The sequence below is a fragment of the Stutzerimonas sp. NM35 genome (assembly GCF_054604355.1).
In genome coordinates this window covers 3,451,281-3,465,508 of the sequence record NZ_CM137728.1, presented here as the reverse complement: position 1 = coordinate 3,465,508, position 14,228 = coordinate 3,451,281, and the positions used below count along the sequence as shown (strand labels likewise).

Here is a 14,228-nt window from a genome sequence, read left to right as displayed (position 1 = left end):
ACAACAGCCCTTCGCGGACATGGACTCGGCGTCCCCGCCCTTCCTACACCCTGCAGCCGCCTGTGCCTTCGCTTTCCAGCGGTTCCTCGCAGCCTTGCCCGCCATCCGGGCGTGGGTTTAGCCAGATCGGCCCGAGATAGCGGCAGGCGAGGGCGAAGGCGATCAGCCAGCCGAGGCCGGCCAGCAGGTTCAGCGCCGCGCTTGGCATGCCGGGCATACCGGCAGCGGCGCGCAGCAATGCCGCCAGCACCAGCACCAGGGTCGCCAACGGCACCCAGCGCCGCTGATCCAGCGCATAGCCGCTGTGGGTACGACCGGCGATGCACAGCACCGCGAGAATCGAGATGCCCATCGCGCCCAGCGTCAGCAGGTGGCGCCCGGCGCTGGCGCCGAAATCCCCGGACAGCTGCGCGATGCCGAGCAGCGCATAACCCAGCGCCATCAGCCCGTAGACGCTGTAGAGCATCAGCGACCAGCGCTCCAGCAGGGCGCGCCCGACATGCCAGTCATTGAGCAGGTTGAACACCGCTGCCGCGGCGGCCAAGGCCAGCCAGCCATTGAGCGCACCGGGCAGGGCCAGCCATTCGCCGAGGCTGAACAGGGTGATGCAGAAGATCGCCAGATTGCGCCGGGGTGGACGGGCACGGTAGTCGTCGTCCACTTCGTGGCCGGCATCGCGGCGGGCCTGGATGGCATCGTTGACGATGCGCATGGAGATACGGCTCATCGCGACCACGATCAGCACCATCATCACCCCGACCGCCGCATGCAGCCAGCGCATCGGGTAGAGGCCGCGCAGCACGTCGAGCTGGAAGCCGATCGCCACCAGCGCCAGCGCGCTCAGGCCGCCGAAGAAGCCCCACTGGCGGCGCAGCGGATCGCCCAGCAGGCGTGGTGTCAGCAATACCGGCAGGGCCAGGGCGAAGGCGACGTTGCACAGCGCCGCTGGCCAGGGGCCGAGCAGGCCGGACAGCCAGAAGCTCAGGCGTGCCAACAGCCACAGCAGCACGAAGGCCAGCCCGACGCGCCGGCCAAAGGCGGCGGTGGCGGTGAATTCCGGGACGGCGGTCAGTACGAAACCGGCCACCGCCGCCAGACCGAAGCCGAACAGCAGTTCGTGGGCGTGCCACACCAGCGGCCCGCCCGGCACCGCCGGCAGCGCCAGGCCGAAACCGAGAAAACCCAGCCACAAGGCGATGCTCAGCACCGCCAGCAGCGCGGTCACTAGAAACAGCGGGCGGAAGCTGCACAGCAGCAGCGGCCAGGCCGCGAGGCGATTGGCGGAAGGAGTCAGCATCGTGAGCGCACCCTGGCGGAGGTGGAGGCGGGGGCCATTTCGTGAATGGTCGCTGTTGTCGGCGCCTCCGGCGCTTGCGCTCGCGTAACCAGGCCGAAGCTCTGGCGCACGGCGGGCAGTTGCAGCAGTTCGGCGGTGTGCTGGTAGATCCAGGCATCGCTGCGCTGCAACGCGGGCAGTTGCAGCGCCAGATGACTGACGATGCGCCCCGGTTCGGCGGCCATCACCAGAATGCGGTCGGCCAGGCGCACGGCTTCCATCAGGTCGTGGGTGATCATCAGCACACCCATGCCCCTGGCGGCCTGCTCGGTGGTGAGCAGCGCGTAGAGTTCTTCCTTCAAGCCGATATCCAGCGCGGCGAAGGGCTCGTCGAGCAGCAGCAGGTCCGGTTGCAGCACCAGCGCGCGGGCCAGCGACACCCGGCTCTGCATGCCGCCGGACAACTGGTGCGGAAACTTGCCCAGATCGCCACGGGCGAGGCCCAGGCGCAAGGCCAGCGCTTCGGCCTGGCGCAGGCGTTCGCCACCCGGCATGCCATGAGCCTTGAGGCCCAGGGCGATATTGTCGACGGTGGTTTTCCACGGCAGCAGGCGCGGTTGCTGGAACATGCAGGCGGGGTTCTGGAAGCTGTTGTCGATGCGACCTTCCTGCACATCGAGCAGGCCGGCGCACAGGTGCAGCAGCGTGGTCTTGCCGCAGCCGGAAGGGCCGACCAGGGCGACGACTTCGCCCGCCGCCAGGTCGAGACCGATGCCCTGCAGAATTTCGTCGCGGCCAAAGGCATGGGCCAGACCGCTGATGGTCAGTTGCGTCATACCGACACCTCGCGCCAGCGTTCCACTTCACGCTTGATCGGCTCCAGCAGCAGGTATTCCACCGCCAGCAGCAGGCCCACCACGGCGATGATCCAGGCCATGGTGGCGCTGGTGTCCAGGTGCGAACGGGATACCGCTAGGGCGGCGCCGACGCCGTCCTGGGTGGCCAGCAGCTCGGCCATCACCACCACCTTCCAGGACATGCCCAGCGCGGTGATCCACGCCGGGAACAGGTAGGACACCACATGCGGCAGGTAGACATCGAAGAACAGCATGCGCCGTGGCAGGCGAAAGGCGCGGGCCATGTCCTTGAGCTGGTTGTCCAGGGTGCGGGTGCCCTGCAGCGCGCCGACGAAGATCAGCGGAAAGCTGGCGATGAACACGGTGAACACCGGCGTGCCGTCGCTGGCGCCGAACCAGAGCATCGCCAGCACCAGCCAGGCGATCGGCGGCATGCCCATCAGCACCGTGACCAGGGGGCGCGACATCATCGAGGCGGTCATCGACACGCCGGCAGCCAGGCCCAGCGCGCTGCCGACGATCACCGACAGCACGAAGCCGAGCAGGGCGCGGCGTCCGGTGGCCAGCAGTTCCGGCCAGGCACTGCCTTCGGCGATCAGCTGTTGCAGACGGGCGAAGGTTTCCAGCGGCGAGGGCAGCACCAGTGATCCGTAGTAGAGCGCCCCGGCGTCCCACAGGGCGAGCAGCAGGAACAGGCTGGACAGTGCGCCCCAGCCGCTCCAGAGATAGCCCGGCAGCCCTCGCAGCCAGCTGCGCAGCAGGTTCATGGCGTCGCCGCGGGGGTATAGAAGTCCTCTGGCGGCAGCTTGCCGCCGATCAGGGCCGGGTTCTTCTGCAGCAACTGCTCGAAGAAGAACTCGACCTCTGCCTGCGCCTGCACGGCAGGTACGGCCTGCATCTGCGCCACGCCCAGCGAGTCGGTGATGGCTTCGGCGCTGAGCATGGTCAGGTGTCTGGCCACCATTTCTCCGCAGGCCTGGGCCTGTTCGCCGCACCATTGCAGGGATTCGGCATAGGCGCTGGCGATGCGGGTGGCGATGGCCGGGTTGTCCTTGACGCTGGCCATCAGGGCGATGCCGGCCTGGGGAATGCGCGCCTCGCGTTGCAGCAGCCGGCCCCATTCCTGTTGCAGGTCGATGCTGCGGTGCAGCTGTGGCGCGACCAGGCTCAGCGGTCCCGAATCGGCCTTGCGCAGCGCCATGGAGATGGCCGGCTCGGCCAGCAGCGCATGGTCGGTGCGGCGCATCAGCAAGAGCTGCATGGCGTCGATGGGGGTGGCGACGTAGCGCAGGCGCAGGTCCTTGCGCACGTCCAGGCCTTCACGCTCGGCCAGCAGGCCGAAGAGGATGTCCGGCATGTCGCCGCGAAACGGCATGGTGATTTCCTTGCCGCGCAGATCGGCCATGCGCGTCAGGCCGAGATCGCGGGACACCAGCCAGAGCAGGCCCCAGGTCGAGACGTTGAGCAGGCGCAGTTTGGCGCCGCGGTTGTAGAGGTTGGCGGCGACGTTGACCGGCATGGCCAGCACGTCGGCCTGGCCATTGAGCGCCATCAGCCGCAACTGGTCCGGGTCGCGCCAGCTGACGAATTCGACCTTGTCGGCGAGATCGTCCAGCGCGCCGGATTCGACCATGTGGATCAGCGGGTTGGACACCGAGGACGAGGGGCCGGCCAGCACCAGGCGCGGCAGTTTCTCCGCCATGACCGGCCCGCTGACGAGCAGCAGGAAGGTCAGCAACAGGCGGATGGCGATATGCATGATTTAGAAACTCCCACTCAATGCCAGGGTGATGCCACGGCCCGGCGCTTCCAGTTCGTTGCCGCTGACGCCGTCGGCGAGGTGCTCATGGTACGCCTTGTCGAAGAGGTTGCTCAGCCTGGCGTCAAGATTGACCGTCTGCAATACGCCGACCTTGCCAAAACCCCAGCCGAGGCTGGCATCGGCGGTGACGAAGCCGGAGGTTTCATCCTCGGTGCCGTTGGAGAAGCGCGTGGCGACACGGTCCTGCTCGGCCACGGCGCGCAACTGGGCATGCCAGTAGAAACCACGCTCGGCGGGCTGGCCGATGCCCAGCGTCAGCTCGTGGGCGGGCATCTGGTACAGCGGTTCGTTGTCCTGCTTGTTCTTGCCGCGCAGCCAGGTGAAGCTGCCGTCCACCACGAAGGCGCCGACGGCCTTGCTGGCGCCGCCTTCGAGGCCGTAGATCACCACTTCGTCGAGGTTGCCGGTGCGCTTGACCGGCAGGCCGCTTTGCGGAGGCTCGTTGGTCACCCGACCCGCGATGTAGTCATCGATGCGGGTATGGAAGGCCGCCAGGCGATAGTCGAAGTCGCTGCCGTGGCCCTTGAGGCCGATCTCGAAACTGGTGGAGCGTTCGGGATCCAGCTTGGGATTGCCGATGTGGTAGTAGCCATCGCCGCGCGCGGCATCCTCGAAGCGTTCGCGCAGGTCGGGCGCGCGGTAGGCCTGGCCGACGTTGGCGTAGAGGTTGAGGGCATCGGACAGCGGATGGGTGGCGCCCAGCGACCAGGACAGGTTGTTGTCGCTGCTGCTGAGGCCACTGGTCTGTGTGGCGCCCTTCTGCTTGGCGTCGCCACTGACGCGATCAAGGCGGGCGCCGGCGACGATGGCAGTGCGGCCCAGCTCGAACTCGTCCTGCACGAACAGACCGTAGGAGCTGACTTCGCCATCCTTGAAGGGGTCGTTGCGCAGGTCGTTGTTGAACAGCGGCGGGTTGTTGTGCATGTGCCGCTCCGGATCGCCGGTCATCTTCCAGCCTTCGCCGCCGACGGTGAGCAGATGCGAACCGACCGGCACCAGATAGGAGGTGCGCAGCCCGTGGGTGATGAAGCTGACGTCGTTGCGCACCTGGTTGCGGTCGAGGTTCGACGAGTAGGCGCGGATTTCCCGGTAGACCTCCTGGCGGTAGACCTCGGTGTTCAGCGTGCCTTCGCCGAGGCGGTTCTCCAGCCCCAGCTGATACAGCTCGCGGCGCTGCTCCGGCGAGTGGATGGTGGTCTGGCCGATCAGCGCCGAGGGGGCGGGGCGCGTCGATCCGGGATACCAGACGTCGCGGTCGGTATGGCGCTGCACGTTGAGGCTGACATTGACGTCGTCGCTCAGGCGTTGCTTGTATTTGAGCAGCAGGCTGTCGGAGCTGTAGCCGGTGCGCTGCTCGGTGCCGCTGGGGCTGTCGTAATCGTTGGCCTTGCGTCCGGCGGCGCCCAGCACCAGTGCGTGATCGCTGCTGGAATCGCGCAGCAGCACGGCGCCGTTGAAGCCTTCATCGACACTGCTGGCGGACAGGCCGAAGCGCCCGCCCTGTTGCGCCTGCTCGGTAAAGCGCGCCTCGGGCGTGATCAGGTTGACCACGCCGCCCATGGCGCCGCTGCCGTAGAGCACCGAGCTTGGTCCCTTGACCACCTCGGCGCGCTCCAGCAGGCCGAGGTCGAGGAAGGAGGCCAGCGAACCCTGTGGCTGCGCCGAGTTGACGCGCACGCCATCGACCATCAGCACGGTGCTTTCCTTCTTCATGCCGCGCAGCACCGGATTCTGGCCCCAGGCGCCATCGCTGTGCACGGCCAGGCCCGGCTTGCCACGGAACAGGCTGCCCAGGGGCTCGGTGCCGTGGGTCGCGCTCGGTTCCAGCACTTCGATGGCTTGTGGGATGTCCTGGGTCGCGGCCTGGTAACCCTTGGCCGTGATCACAGTTTCCTGCAGCTCCAGCGGGGCGGCGAGGGCGGAGGTGGTGCCGAGGGCGAGACAGGCCAGGGCCAGAGGGTGAAGACGGAAAATCATTGAGCGACTCCCTGAATGGATGCCGGCGATGAGGTGCCGGTGGATGGGGTCGATTTTCCTTTAGATGAAAATAGTTATCATTTGATTGCGATCAAGTTTGACCGATGTCATGCCCCGTTGCGGTTATCAGGTCGTTTTCAACGGCCTGTTATCGCTACCAGTCGCAGAAACAGGCCACCGCCAGCGAATGGGTGGCGCGGACCTTGCGCCCGGCCAGCAGGGCTTCGAGGATGGGCTCGACGAAACTGTTGTCCGAGCTGCATACCGCCCCTTCGCTGTAAGGGCCGATATAGGCCAGTTCGCCATTGCGATCCCAGATGCCCACTGCCGGGCTGGCCGGCAGGTGCTCGGCGCCTGTCAGCCCGGAGAGGGGTTGCAGCGCTGCCAGTTGCTGGGGCAGGCGGCCCTTGCTGCCGGGTTTGCGGACCTCGAAGAATTCCACCGGCTGGCCGGCGAAGTGCTGCAGCAACTCCTGCAGATGCTGCTGGTTGCCGACGTTGCACGGGCAGCCGGGGTCCCAGAAATGCACGAAGCGCACCGGCCCCGGCCCTTGCAGTTCGGCGGGAAGCTGCAGCGCATCGCCATTGAAGAGTTCACTGCGCTCACCGTCGAAGGTACGCAGGTAGCGCGCCTCGAACCACAGGTAGGCGGACAGCATGGCGCCGGCTCCCAGCAACAGGGCCAGGCTGACGATAAGGTATTTGCTGCGTATGGGCATGTTGGCGCTCGGCGTGAAAAGCCCGCCTAGCTTGCCATGTTGCACCGCAGAGCTGAATATTCCATGCAATCCGAGCCAGAACCCCGTCATGCCTTCGCGAATTGATCCCGACTCACTGCGCGCCCAACTGAGCCCTTTTGGTGATGACGCTTTCCTCACTGCGGACGCGCTGTTCTACCAGTCCTACTACGGCCTGGACATACCCGGTCTGGGCGATGTGCAGCGCCGGCTGGGACGTTTTCGCGTGCATGACTACGAGGTAGTGGCCCAGCTCTGGCGCCCCGAACAGCCGGTGGCGAGCCTGCTGATCCTGCATGGCTATTACGACCATATGGGCCTGTACCGGCATGTGGTGGAGTGGGGTTTGCGGATGGGTTTTGCCGTGCTGGCCTGCGATCTGCCGGGGCATGGATTGTCCAGCGGGGCGCGTGCCAGCATCAACGAATTCGATGAATACCAGGCCGTGCTGCAAGGGTTGCTGCGCGAGGCGGCGAAGCTGGAGTTGCCGCGGCCCTGGCACCTGCTGGGGCAGAGTACCGGGGCGGCGATTGTCCTCGAACATCTGCTGAGCCAGCCGCAGGAGCCTAACCTGGGCCGCAGCATCCTGCTTGCGCCACTGGTGCGACCGCGTGCCTGGGGCTGGTCGCGGCTGAGTTACGAAGTGATGCGGCGGTTCGTCAAACAGATTCCCCGGACGTTTTCCGACAATTCCGGCGATCCGGCCTTTCTCGATTTCGTCCAGCGCAGCGACCCGTTGCAACCGGATATCCTGCCCACGGCCTGGGTCGGTGCGCTGTCGCGCTGGATACCGCGTATCGAAGGCGCCACGCCGAGCAGCCACAGCCCGATCATCGTTCAGGGCGAAGCCGATATGACCGTCGATTGGCAGCACAACCTGCCGGTGCTGGAAAACAAGTTCGCCGCCCCGGAAATCCTGCGCCTGCCCGAAGCGCGGCATCACCTGGTCAACGAAAGCGAAGCGCTGCGCCGACAGTATTTCGAGTTTCTCAGCGAACGGCTGAAATGAGCGTCTCGTAGGGCCGAACTCGTTCGGCCTTGTGGTGTGGCCGAATGAATTCGGCCCTACAGGTTCGGCTGCCCGGCTGCGCCTGGATATAACTCGTTCGGCCCTACGGGCTACCGGGCTTGCGCCTGGATATCCGTGCCGCTGAGGCCAACGGCCAGTCCGGCGCGCAGGGTTTCCAGCGCCGCCTGGTAATAATCCCTGCCGGCGGATGACTGGGTGAAGGTGACGAATTCGTCCAGTTCCACATCCGACAGGCCGCGATAGACATACAGCAGGGTGTTGTCCAGGTCGGCCTCGATCTGCTGCTGCAGGCGCGCGCGCTGGCTGTCCAGCAACCCCTGGGCCTGATTGCCGCCGAGCAGGCCGGGAATCATCTGGCTAAGGCTGTCCGCGGCGACACCGGCCAGTGCCAGGCTGACCTCGGCGCCGGCCTGTGCGGCGGGCAGCGTCTGGGCCAGATGGCGAATCAGCAGTTGCCGATTGCTGCCGGCTTCCATGCGTGGCAGGCCGTTTTCATAGCGGGCCAGCTGTTCCTTGCGGGCGGCCAGGGTTTCGGCAGCGACGATCTTGTGGCCCAGCGGCGACTGGAAGAACTCCAGGGCGGGTTGCGGGTCCTGTAGAGAATGGCGCAGCGCCTGCTTGGCGCGTCGGTCGATGGCATCGGCGGCGAAGCGTTTATTGCTGTTGGTTACCAGCGCCTGGTAGACCGCCGGTGGCAGGCTGTTCTTGTAGCGCTGCTGGGCGGCGATCAGGGCATCGCTGAAGTTGCCCCGCTGCTCGGTCCAGCCGGCAGTTTCGTAGAGCTCGTCATAGTTGTCGGCCAGGCTGTTCAGGCTGAAGGCGAGTAATACACAGGCAATAAGGGCGCGCATGGAAGCTCCTGTCTGGCGGGCGGTTTATTTTCGGCGCCTGAAGCATGCTTGTCGAGGCGCTGCTAGACTCTTTCAGTATCCCTTCGGAGTCACTTTCTTGCAGTTCTCAACCATCATCGATGACCTGGCTGAACGCGGCTGGTCGCTGCAGAGTTCCTTTCTTTCCAGTGCTGTGACCCACAAGCTGGCCGACGAGTGCCGCAGACGCGAGGCCGAAGGTGCGCTGGCACCGGCGGGGGTCGGGCGTGGTGAGGCGCAGGCGGTGCGCGAAGGCATCCGTGGCGACCAGATCCAGTGGCTGGAGCCGGGGCAGTCCGAAGTCTGCGATGCCTACCTCGAACTGATGGACGAGTTGCGCCAGACGCTCAACCGCGAACTCTTCCTTGGGCTGGAGGAGTTCGAATGCCATTTCGCCTTCTATCCGCCCGGCGCCTTTTACCAGACCCATCTGGACCGCTTCCGCGATGACGACAGTCGCTGCGTCACCGCCGTGCTCTATCTCAATCCTGACTGGCAGCCTGCCCATGCCGGTGAGCTGCGCATGCATTTCGCCGATGGCTCGCAGCGGGATATCGCGCCGTTGGCCGGCAACCTGGTGGTGTTCATGTCGGGTGATTTCCCTCATGAAGTACTGGTCACCGAAGCTGAGCGTCTGTCCCTTACCGGCTGGTTCCGTCGTCGCCCGGAGGATGTCCTGGGGCTTTGAAACGGGCGAAAAAAAGCCCGGCGCAAGGCCGGGCAAAAGGGAAGCGGGCAGGTGGATGTCGCTACATGCCCAACCAGTTCGGCAGTGCCAGGGAAATCCACGGCACGTAGGTGATGACCACCAGAAAGCTCAACATCAAGGCCAGCCACGGCAGGACTGCACGAACTACCGAGGTGACCGGCATGCCCGTTACCGCCGAGGCCACGAACAGGTTCAGCCCCACCGGCGGCGTGATCAGGCCGATCTCCATGTTCACCACCATGATGATGCCCAGATGGATGGGGTCGATGCCCAGCTGTACGGCGATGGGGAAGAGGATCGGCGCCAGGATCAGGATGATCGCCGAAGGCTCCATGAAGGCCCCGGCCACCAGCAGCACGATGTTCACCACCAGCAGGAACATCCAGGGTTGCAAGCCAGCCTCGATCACCCAGGCGGTGATCGCCTGCGGGATCTGCTCGGTGGTCAGCACGTGGGCGAAGAGCATGGCGTTGGCGATGATGAACATCAGCATGATGCTCAGCTTGCCCGACTCCAGGATCACCTTCGGGCACTCGCGGATGGACATGTCCTTGTACACGAACAGCGCGATAAAGGCCGAGTACACGGCAGCTACGGCGGCGGCTTCGGTGGGCGTGAACATGCCCGAATAGATGCCGCCGAGGATGATCACCATCAGCAGCAGGCCCCAGAGTGCCTTGCGCGCGGCGGAGAACCACTCGCGGACGGTGGCGCGCGGCAGCGCCGGCAGGTTCTTCTTCACCGCGATGATGTAGATGGCCACCATCAGTGCGCAGCCGAGCATCAGGCCCGGAATCACCCCGGCCATGAACAGCTTGCCCACCGATTGCTCGGTAGCGGCGGCATAGACCACCATCACCACCGACGGCGGAATCAGGATGCCCAGGGTACCGGCGTTACACACGATGCCGGCACCGAACGCCTGCGGGTAACCGGAACGCACCATGCCGGCGATGGCGATGGAGCCGACCGCAGCCACGGTAGCCGGTGAGGAGCCGGACAGTGCGGCAAACAGCATACACGCCAGTACCGCGCCGATGGCCAGGCCGCCACGGATATGGCCGACGCAGGCGTTGGCGAAGTCGATCAGGCGACGGGCCACGCCGCCAGTGGTCATGAAGGCGCCCGCCAGCAGGAAGAACGGAATCGCCAATAGCGTGTAGTGCTCGGAAGTTTCGAACAGCTTGATCGCCAGCGAGCGCACCGAGTCTTCACTGAAGATCATGATGGTCAGCGAGCCGGCGAGACCCAGGGAGACGGCAATCGGTACGCCGATGAACATCAGCAGGAAAAGAACGACGAACAGGAACAGGATGGTCATTACTTGTGCTCCTCGTGCTCGGTCAGCTTGACCGCTTCTGCGGCTTCGTCAGCCAGCCCCAGGCCGGTCTGCTGGCCACGCAGGATGCGCACGAATATTTCAACGAAACGGATGAACATCATGGCGAACCCGATGGGCACGATCATGCCGACATGCCACTGCTTGACGCCGATATGGCCCAGATCCTCGGCGCCGATATTGGCGACGAACAGGGCCTGGATCCATTCGAAGCTGGCTACGCTCAGCAGCCCGGAATAACCCAGGCACACCAGGCAGGCGATGATGCCGATGAGCCGCTGGATATGCCGCGGAGCAAGCTTGACCAGCGCGTCGACGCCGATATGGCCGGCGGTGCGCACGCCATAGGACAGGCCGGTGAAAATCAGCCAGGCGAACAGGGCCTTGGTCAGCGCGGTGCTCCAGGTCATGGACTGGGCCAGACCGATGATGAAGTCACCGATAGCGAACCAGAAGTCGGCGCTGCCCTCGAACCGGTCGCCCAGGTTGTAGAACAGTGTGTAGAGGTTGTTGAGGATGACGTAGATGAAGGTCACCAGGGTCATGGCGGCCAGCAAGAAGGCGATAAAACCTTCCTCGAAGTGGTCCCAGACGCGCCGCAGGGCGTTCATGGATGACATCTCCCGTATGGATTGACAGTATGTACCGATGTGAGCGGACTTGAGTGTTCGCCGTAAACCGGTCGTGGCGACCGGTATGACAGAGCAATAAAAAGCGCCAGCCATTACTTGCGAAGTCCGACACGGGGCGCCGCATCAGGCGCTACCTGGGTCGGGCCTGGCCTTCGTGAATGTTCCGCTTTTTACTGATCTGTCGATGCCAGGGGCAGGGAAGGCAGGTTCTGTCTGCCTTCCCTGTAAGGCTTACTCGGCCTTGTTGGCAGCTTCGGCAGCCTGGATCAGGTCGGCACCGATTTCGCCTTCGAACTTCTTCCAGACAGGCTTCATGGCATCGCGCCACATTTCACGCTGCTCCGGAGTCAGGTTGACGATTTCGGTGGTACCGGCATCGAGGATGCGCTGCTTGTCAGCCTTGTTCAGCTCGTCGGCCAGCTTGTTCACCTCGGCGGTGACCTCGACCACGATGTTTTCCAGTTCGCTGCGGACATCAGCCGGCAGGCCGTCCCAGAACTTGGTGTTGGTGATCAGCATGTAGTCCAGCAGGCCGTGGTTGGACTCGGTGATGTACTTCTGCACTTCGTGCATTTTCTGCGAGTAGATGTTCGAGTAGGGGTTCTCGGCACCGTTGACCACGCCGGTCTGCAGGCCCTGGTAAACCTCGGCGAAGCTCATCTTGCGCGGGTTGGCGCGTACGGCCTTGAACTGCTCGTCGAGTACGGCGGAAGCCTGTACGCGGAACTTCAGGCCGCGTGCGTCCTTGGGTTCGACCAGCTTCTTGTTGGCCGACAGCTGCTTCATGCCGTTGTGCCAGTAGCCCAGGCCGGTAATGTTCTTGTCTTCCATGGAGCGCAGCAGGCTCTGGCCGGCTTCGCCTTTCTGGAAGCGGTCTACCGCCTCGATGTCATTGAACAGGAAGGGCAGGTCGAACACCTGAACTCCCTTGGAGTAGTGCTCGAACTTGGCCAGCGAGGGGGCGATCAGCTGAACGTCGCCCAGCAGCAGTGCTTCCATTTCCTTGCCGTCACCGAACAGCGAGGAGTTCGGGTAGACCTGAACCTCGACCTTGCCCGGCAGGCGCTCTTCGGCCAGCTTCTTGAACAGCAGTGCGCCCTGGCCTTTCGGCGTGTTCTCGGCAACGACGTGGGAGAACTTGATGGAGATCGGGTTGGCGTTCGCCAGACCGGCAATACCCAGGGACAGAGCGCAGGCGAGCGCCGTGGCAGTCAACTTGAACATTGTTGTTTTCCTCTTGTTGTGAAAGTGAGCCGCCCCATGGAAGGAGACGGCTCGGCTGTAGTCGACAAGGCAGGTTCAGGCGCTTGGAAGAAGCCGTTGCGTCAACGACGACCGTGCCTTGCGACTCATGGGGTTGATAAGAGCAAGCACTGTGCCAGATATGAGCGATACGTGCAGGTAGTCTGTGCTGTGATAGCGAAATGCCGATAAATGCCTCGTGCAGGATTTTTCAGCTTACAGGCTCTAAAACTTTAGTCGAATGCCTGGGTGGCTGTCGTCGCCTGTTCCGAGGCGTTGTTTACCGTGAAGCCGGCACTCCTGCAGAAGAAAGATATCTGCGAGGAGCGTCGTGGCGGAAAACCGCCAGCTATTCGCCATCATCCGGCGAGCTTCCGCCAGCATCGGCGAAGCTTAGACCGTGTTTGCGCAACTTGTCGTGCAGGGTCTTGCGTGGCAGCCCCAGTGCTTCGGCGACACTGCGTAGCGAGCTATGCGGGCGCGCCAGTTCCGCCGCGATCAGGGCGCGCTCGAAGGCATCGACCTGCTCGCCGAGAGCAAGGCCGATAGGCGGCACGGCTTCGGCGAATTGGCCAGACTCATCCAGTCCCAGATCAAGCCCCAGCGCGAAACGTTCGGCGGTGTTCTGCAGCTCACGCACGTTGCCCGGCCAGGCATGACGCAGCAATTGCGCACGCTGCTGCGGGCGCAGCTCGCGAACCGGCAACCCGTGGCGCTCGGCGGCGGTTTCGCCGAAGTGCCGGAACAGCAGCAGCAGGTCCTCGCTGCGCTCGCGCAGGGGCGGAATACGCAGCGGTGCGACGTTCAGCCGGTAATAGAGGTCGGCGCGGAAGCGGCCCTGATCGGCAGCCAGGCGCAGATCCTCCTTGGTGGCGGCGATCACGCGGATATCCAGGCTGATGGTCTGGTTGCCGCCCAGCCGCTCGACCACACGTTCCTGCAACATGCGCAGCAGCTTGACCTGCACGTCGAGGCTCATGCTCTCGATCTCGTCGAGGAACAGGGTGCCGCCGTTGGCGAATTCGAACTTGCCGATGCGGCGTTTCTGCGCGCCGGTGAAGGCGCCGGCCTCGTGGCCGAACAGCTCGCTTTCCACCACCGACTCGGCCAGCGCACCGGCGTTGATGGCGACGAAGGGGCCGTTGCGCCGGCTCGACAGGTCATGCAGCGCGCGGGCGACGACCTCTTTGCCTGCGCCCGTTTCACCAAGGATCAGCACGTCGGCCTGAGTGCCGGCCAGCGCGCCGATCTGTTCACGCAGTCGCTGCATCGCCGCTGACTGACCGAGCAGGCGCGCCGACAATTGCTGGCGGTCGGCCAGGGCCAGACGCAGGCTGCGGTTGTCCAGCACCAGCTGGCGCAGGGCCAGGGCGCGGCGCACGCTGTCGAGCAGGGCTTCGCTGGGGAAGGGTTTTTCCAGAAAGTCATAGGCGCCGGCACGCATGGCCTGCACCGCCAGCTGGATATCGCCGTGGCCGGTGATCAGCAGCACCGGCAGCTCGGCGTCGTGGCTTTGCAGTTGTTGCAGCAGTTGCAGGCCATCGATGCCCGGCATGCGGATATCGCTGACCACCACGCCCGGCCAGTCCGCCGGCAGTCGCGCCGTCAGGTTGCGTGCGTCGTCCAGATCGAGCACGCGCAGGCCGGCCAGATCGAGGGTCTGGCTGAGTGCCTTGCGCAGATAGGGGTCGTCGTCGATCAGCAGCACCTGGGTCCGGGAATCGATCTGGCTCATGCGG

13 protein-coding genes are annotated in these 14,228 nt (G+C 64.7%); 2 read left to right on the top strand and 11 right to left on the bottom strand.

Translation table 11 applies throughout. From position 1 onward, the window contains the following. Positions 1 to 43: 43 nt before the first annotated feature. From ACYCFC_RS15965 to ACYCFC_RS15940, 6 genes are all read right to left on the bottom strand, one after another. Positions 44 to 1,297 carry an NnrS family protein gene (locus tag ACYCFC_RS15965; protein ID WP_459652206.1) on the bottom strand — a complete coding sequence of 418 codons (1,254 nt, stop codon included), beginning with the start codon at positions 1,295 to 1,297 and terminating at the stop codon, positions 44 to 46. Beyond that, entirely contained in the window at positions 1,291 to 2,112 is an 822-nt protein-coding gene (locus ACYCFC_RS15960; RefSeq protein WP_459652205.1) for an ABC transporter ATP-binding protein, read from the bottom strand. Before ACYCFC_RS15960 ends, ACYCFC_RS15965 begins: the two co-directional genes overlap by 7 nt. After that, entirely contained in the window at positions 2,109 to 2,900 is a 792-nt protein-coding gene (locus ACYCFC_RS15955) for an ABC transporter permease (protein WP_181084633.1), read from the bottom strand. Before ACYCFC_RS15955 ends, ACYCFC_RS15960 begins: the two co-directional genes overlap by 4 nt. Further along, entirely contained in the window at positions 2,897 to 3,892 is a 996-nt protein-coding gene (locus ACYCFC_RS15950) for an ABC transporter substrate-binding protein (RefSeq protein ID WP_181084631.1), read from the bottom strand. The genes ACYCFC_RS15955 and ACYCFC_RS15950 overlap by 4 nt, the downstream gene beginning before the upstream one ends. 3 nt (positions 3,893 to 3,895) lie before the next feature. Beyond that, complete coding sequence (locus tag ACYCFC_RS15945) at positions 3,896 to 5,932, bottom strand: TonB-dependent receptor plug domain-containing protein (protein WP_181084629.1); 2,037 nt, start codon at positions 5,930 to 5,932, stop codon at positions 3,896 to 3,898. A 154-nt stretch (positions 5,933 to 6,086) separates the two neighbouring features. Then, positions 6,087 to 6,650 carry a DUF6436 domain-containing protein gene (locus ACYCFC_RS15940; protein WP_459652204.1) on the bottom strand — a complete coding sequence of 188 codons (564 nt, stop codon included), beginning with the start codon at positions 6,648 to 6,650 and terminating at the stop codon, positions 6,087 to 6,089. 88 nt (positions 6,651 to 6,738) lie between these two features. Here ACYCFC_RS15940 and bipL point away from each other — a divergent pair, with 88 nt between their 5' ends. Then, a complete protein-coding gene (bipL, locus tag ACYCFC_RS15935) occupies positions 6,739 to 7,677 on the top strand; it encodes a phospholipase BipL (protein ID WP_459652203.1) in 939 nt (312 codons plus the stop codon). Positions 7,678 to 7,787: 110 nt separating this feature from the next. On the opposite strand, the gene ACYCFC_RS15930 is transcribed toward bipL, so the two are convergent. Beyond that, positions 7,788 to 8,549 (bottom strand): hypothetical protein, encoded by a 762-nt coding sequence (locus ACYCFC_RS15930; RefSeq protein ID WP_459652202.1) that lies wholly within the window; start codon positions 8,547 to 8,549, stop codon positions 7,788 to 7,790. Positions 8,550 to 8,646: 97 nt separating this feature from the next. Between ACYCFC_RS15930 and ACYCFC_RS15925 the strand changes: the two genes are divergently transcribed. Then, complete coding sequence (locus ACYCFC_RS15925; RefSeq protein ID WP_181084622.1) at positions 8,647 to 9,255, top strand: 2OG-Fe(II) oxygenase; 609 nt, start codon at positions 8,647 to 8,649, stop codon at positions 9,253 to 9,255. Positions 9,256 to 9,316: 61 nt separating this feature from the next. Here the strand turns inward: ACYCFC_RS15925 and dctM are convergent, their stop codons facing one another. The 4 genes from dctM to ACYCFC_RS15905 form a co-directional block, all read right to left on the bottom strand. After that, positions 9,317 to 10,597 (bottom strand): C4-dicarboxylate TRAP transporter large permease protein DctM, encoded by a 1,281-nt coding sequence (dctM, locus tag ACYCFC_RS15920; RefSeq protein ID WP_181084620.1) that lies wholly within the window; start codon positions 10,595 to 10,597, stop codon positions 9,317 to 9,319. Beyond that, positions 10,597 to 11,226, bottom strand: coding sequence for a TRAP transporter small permease (locus ACYCFC_RS15915; protein WP_181084618.1), 630 nt, complete (start codon positions 11,224 to 11,226; stop codon positions 10,597 to 10,599). Before ACYCFC_RS15915 ends, dctM begins: the two co-directional genes overlap by 1 nt. A gap of 252 nt (positions 11,227 to 11,478) precedes the next feature. After that, positions 11,479 to 12,471: a TRAP transporter substrate-binding protein gene (locus tag ACYCFC_RS15910; RefSeq protein WP_181084616.1), complete on the bottom strand. Its 993-nt coding sequence runs from the start codon at positions 12,469 to 12,471 to the stop codon at positions 11,479 to 11,481. A gap of 367 nt (positions 12,472 to 12,838) precedes the next feature. After that, positions 12,839 to 14,224, bottom strand: coding sequence for a sigma-54-dependent transcriptional regulator (locus ACYCFC_RS15905; protein WP_181084614.1), 1,386 nt, complete (start codon positions 14,222 to 14,224; stop codon positions 12,839 to 12,841). Positions 14,225 to 14,228: the final 4 nt, after the last annotated feature.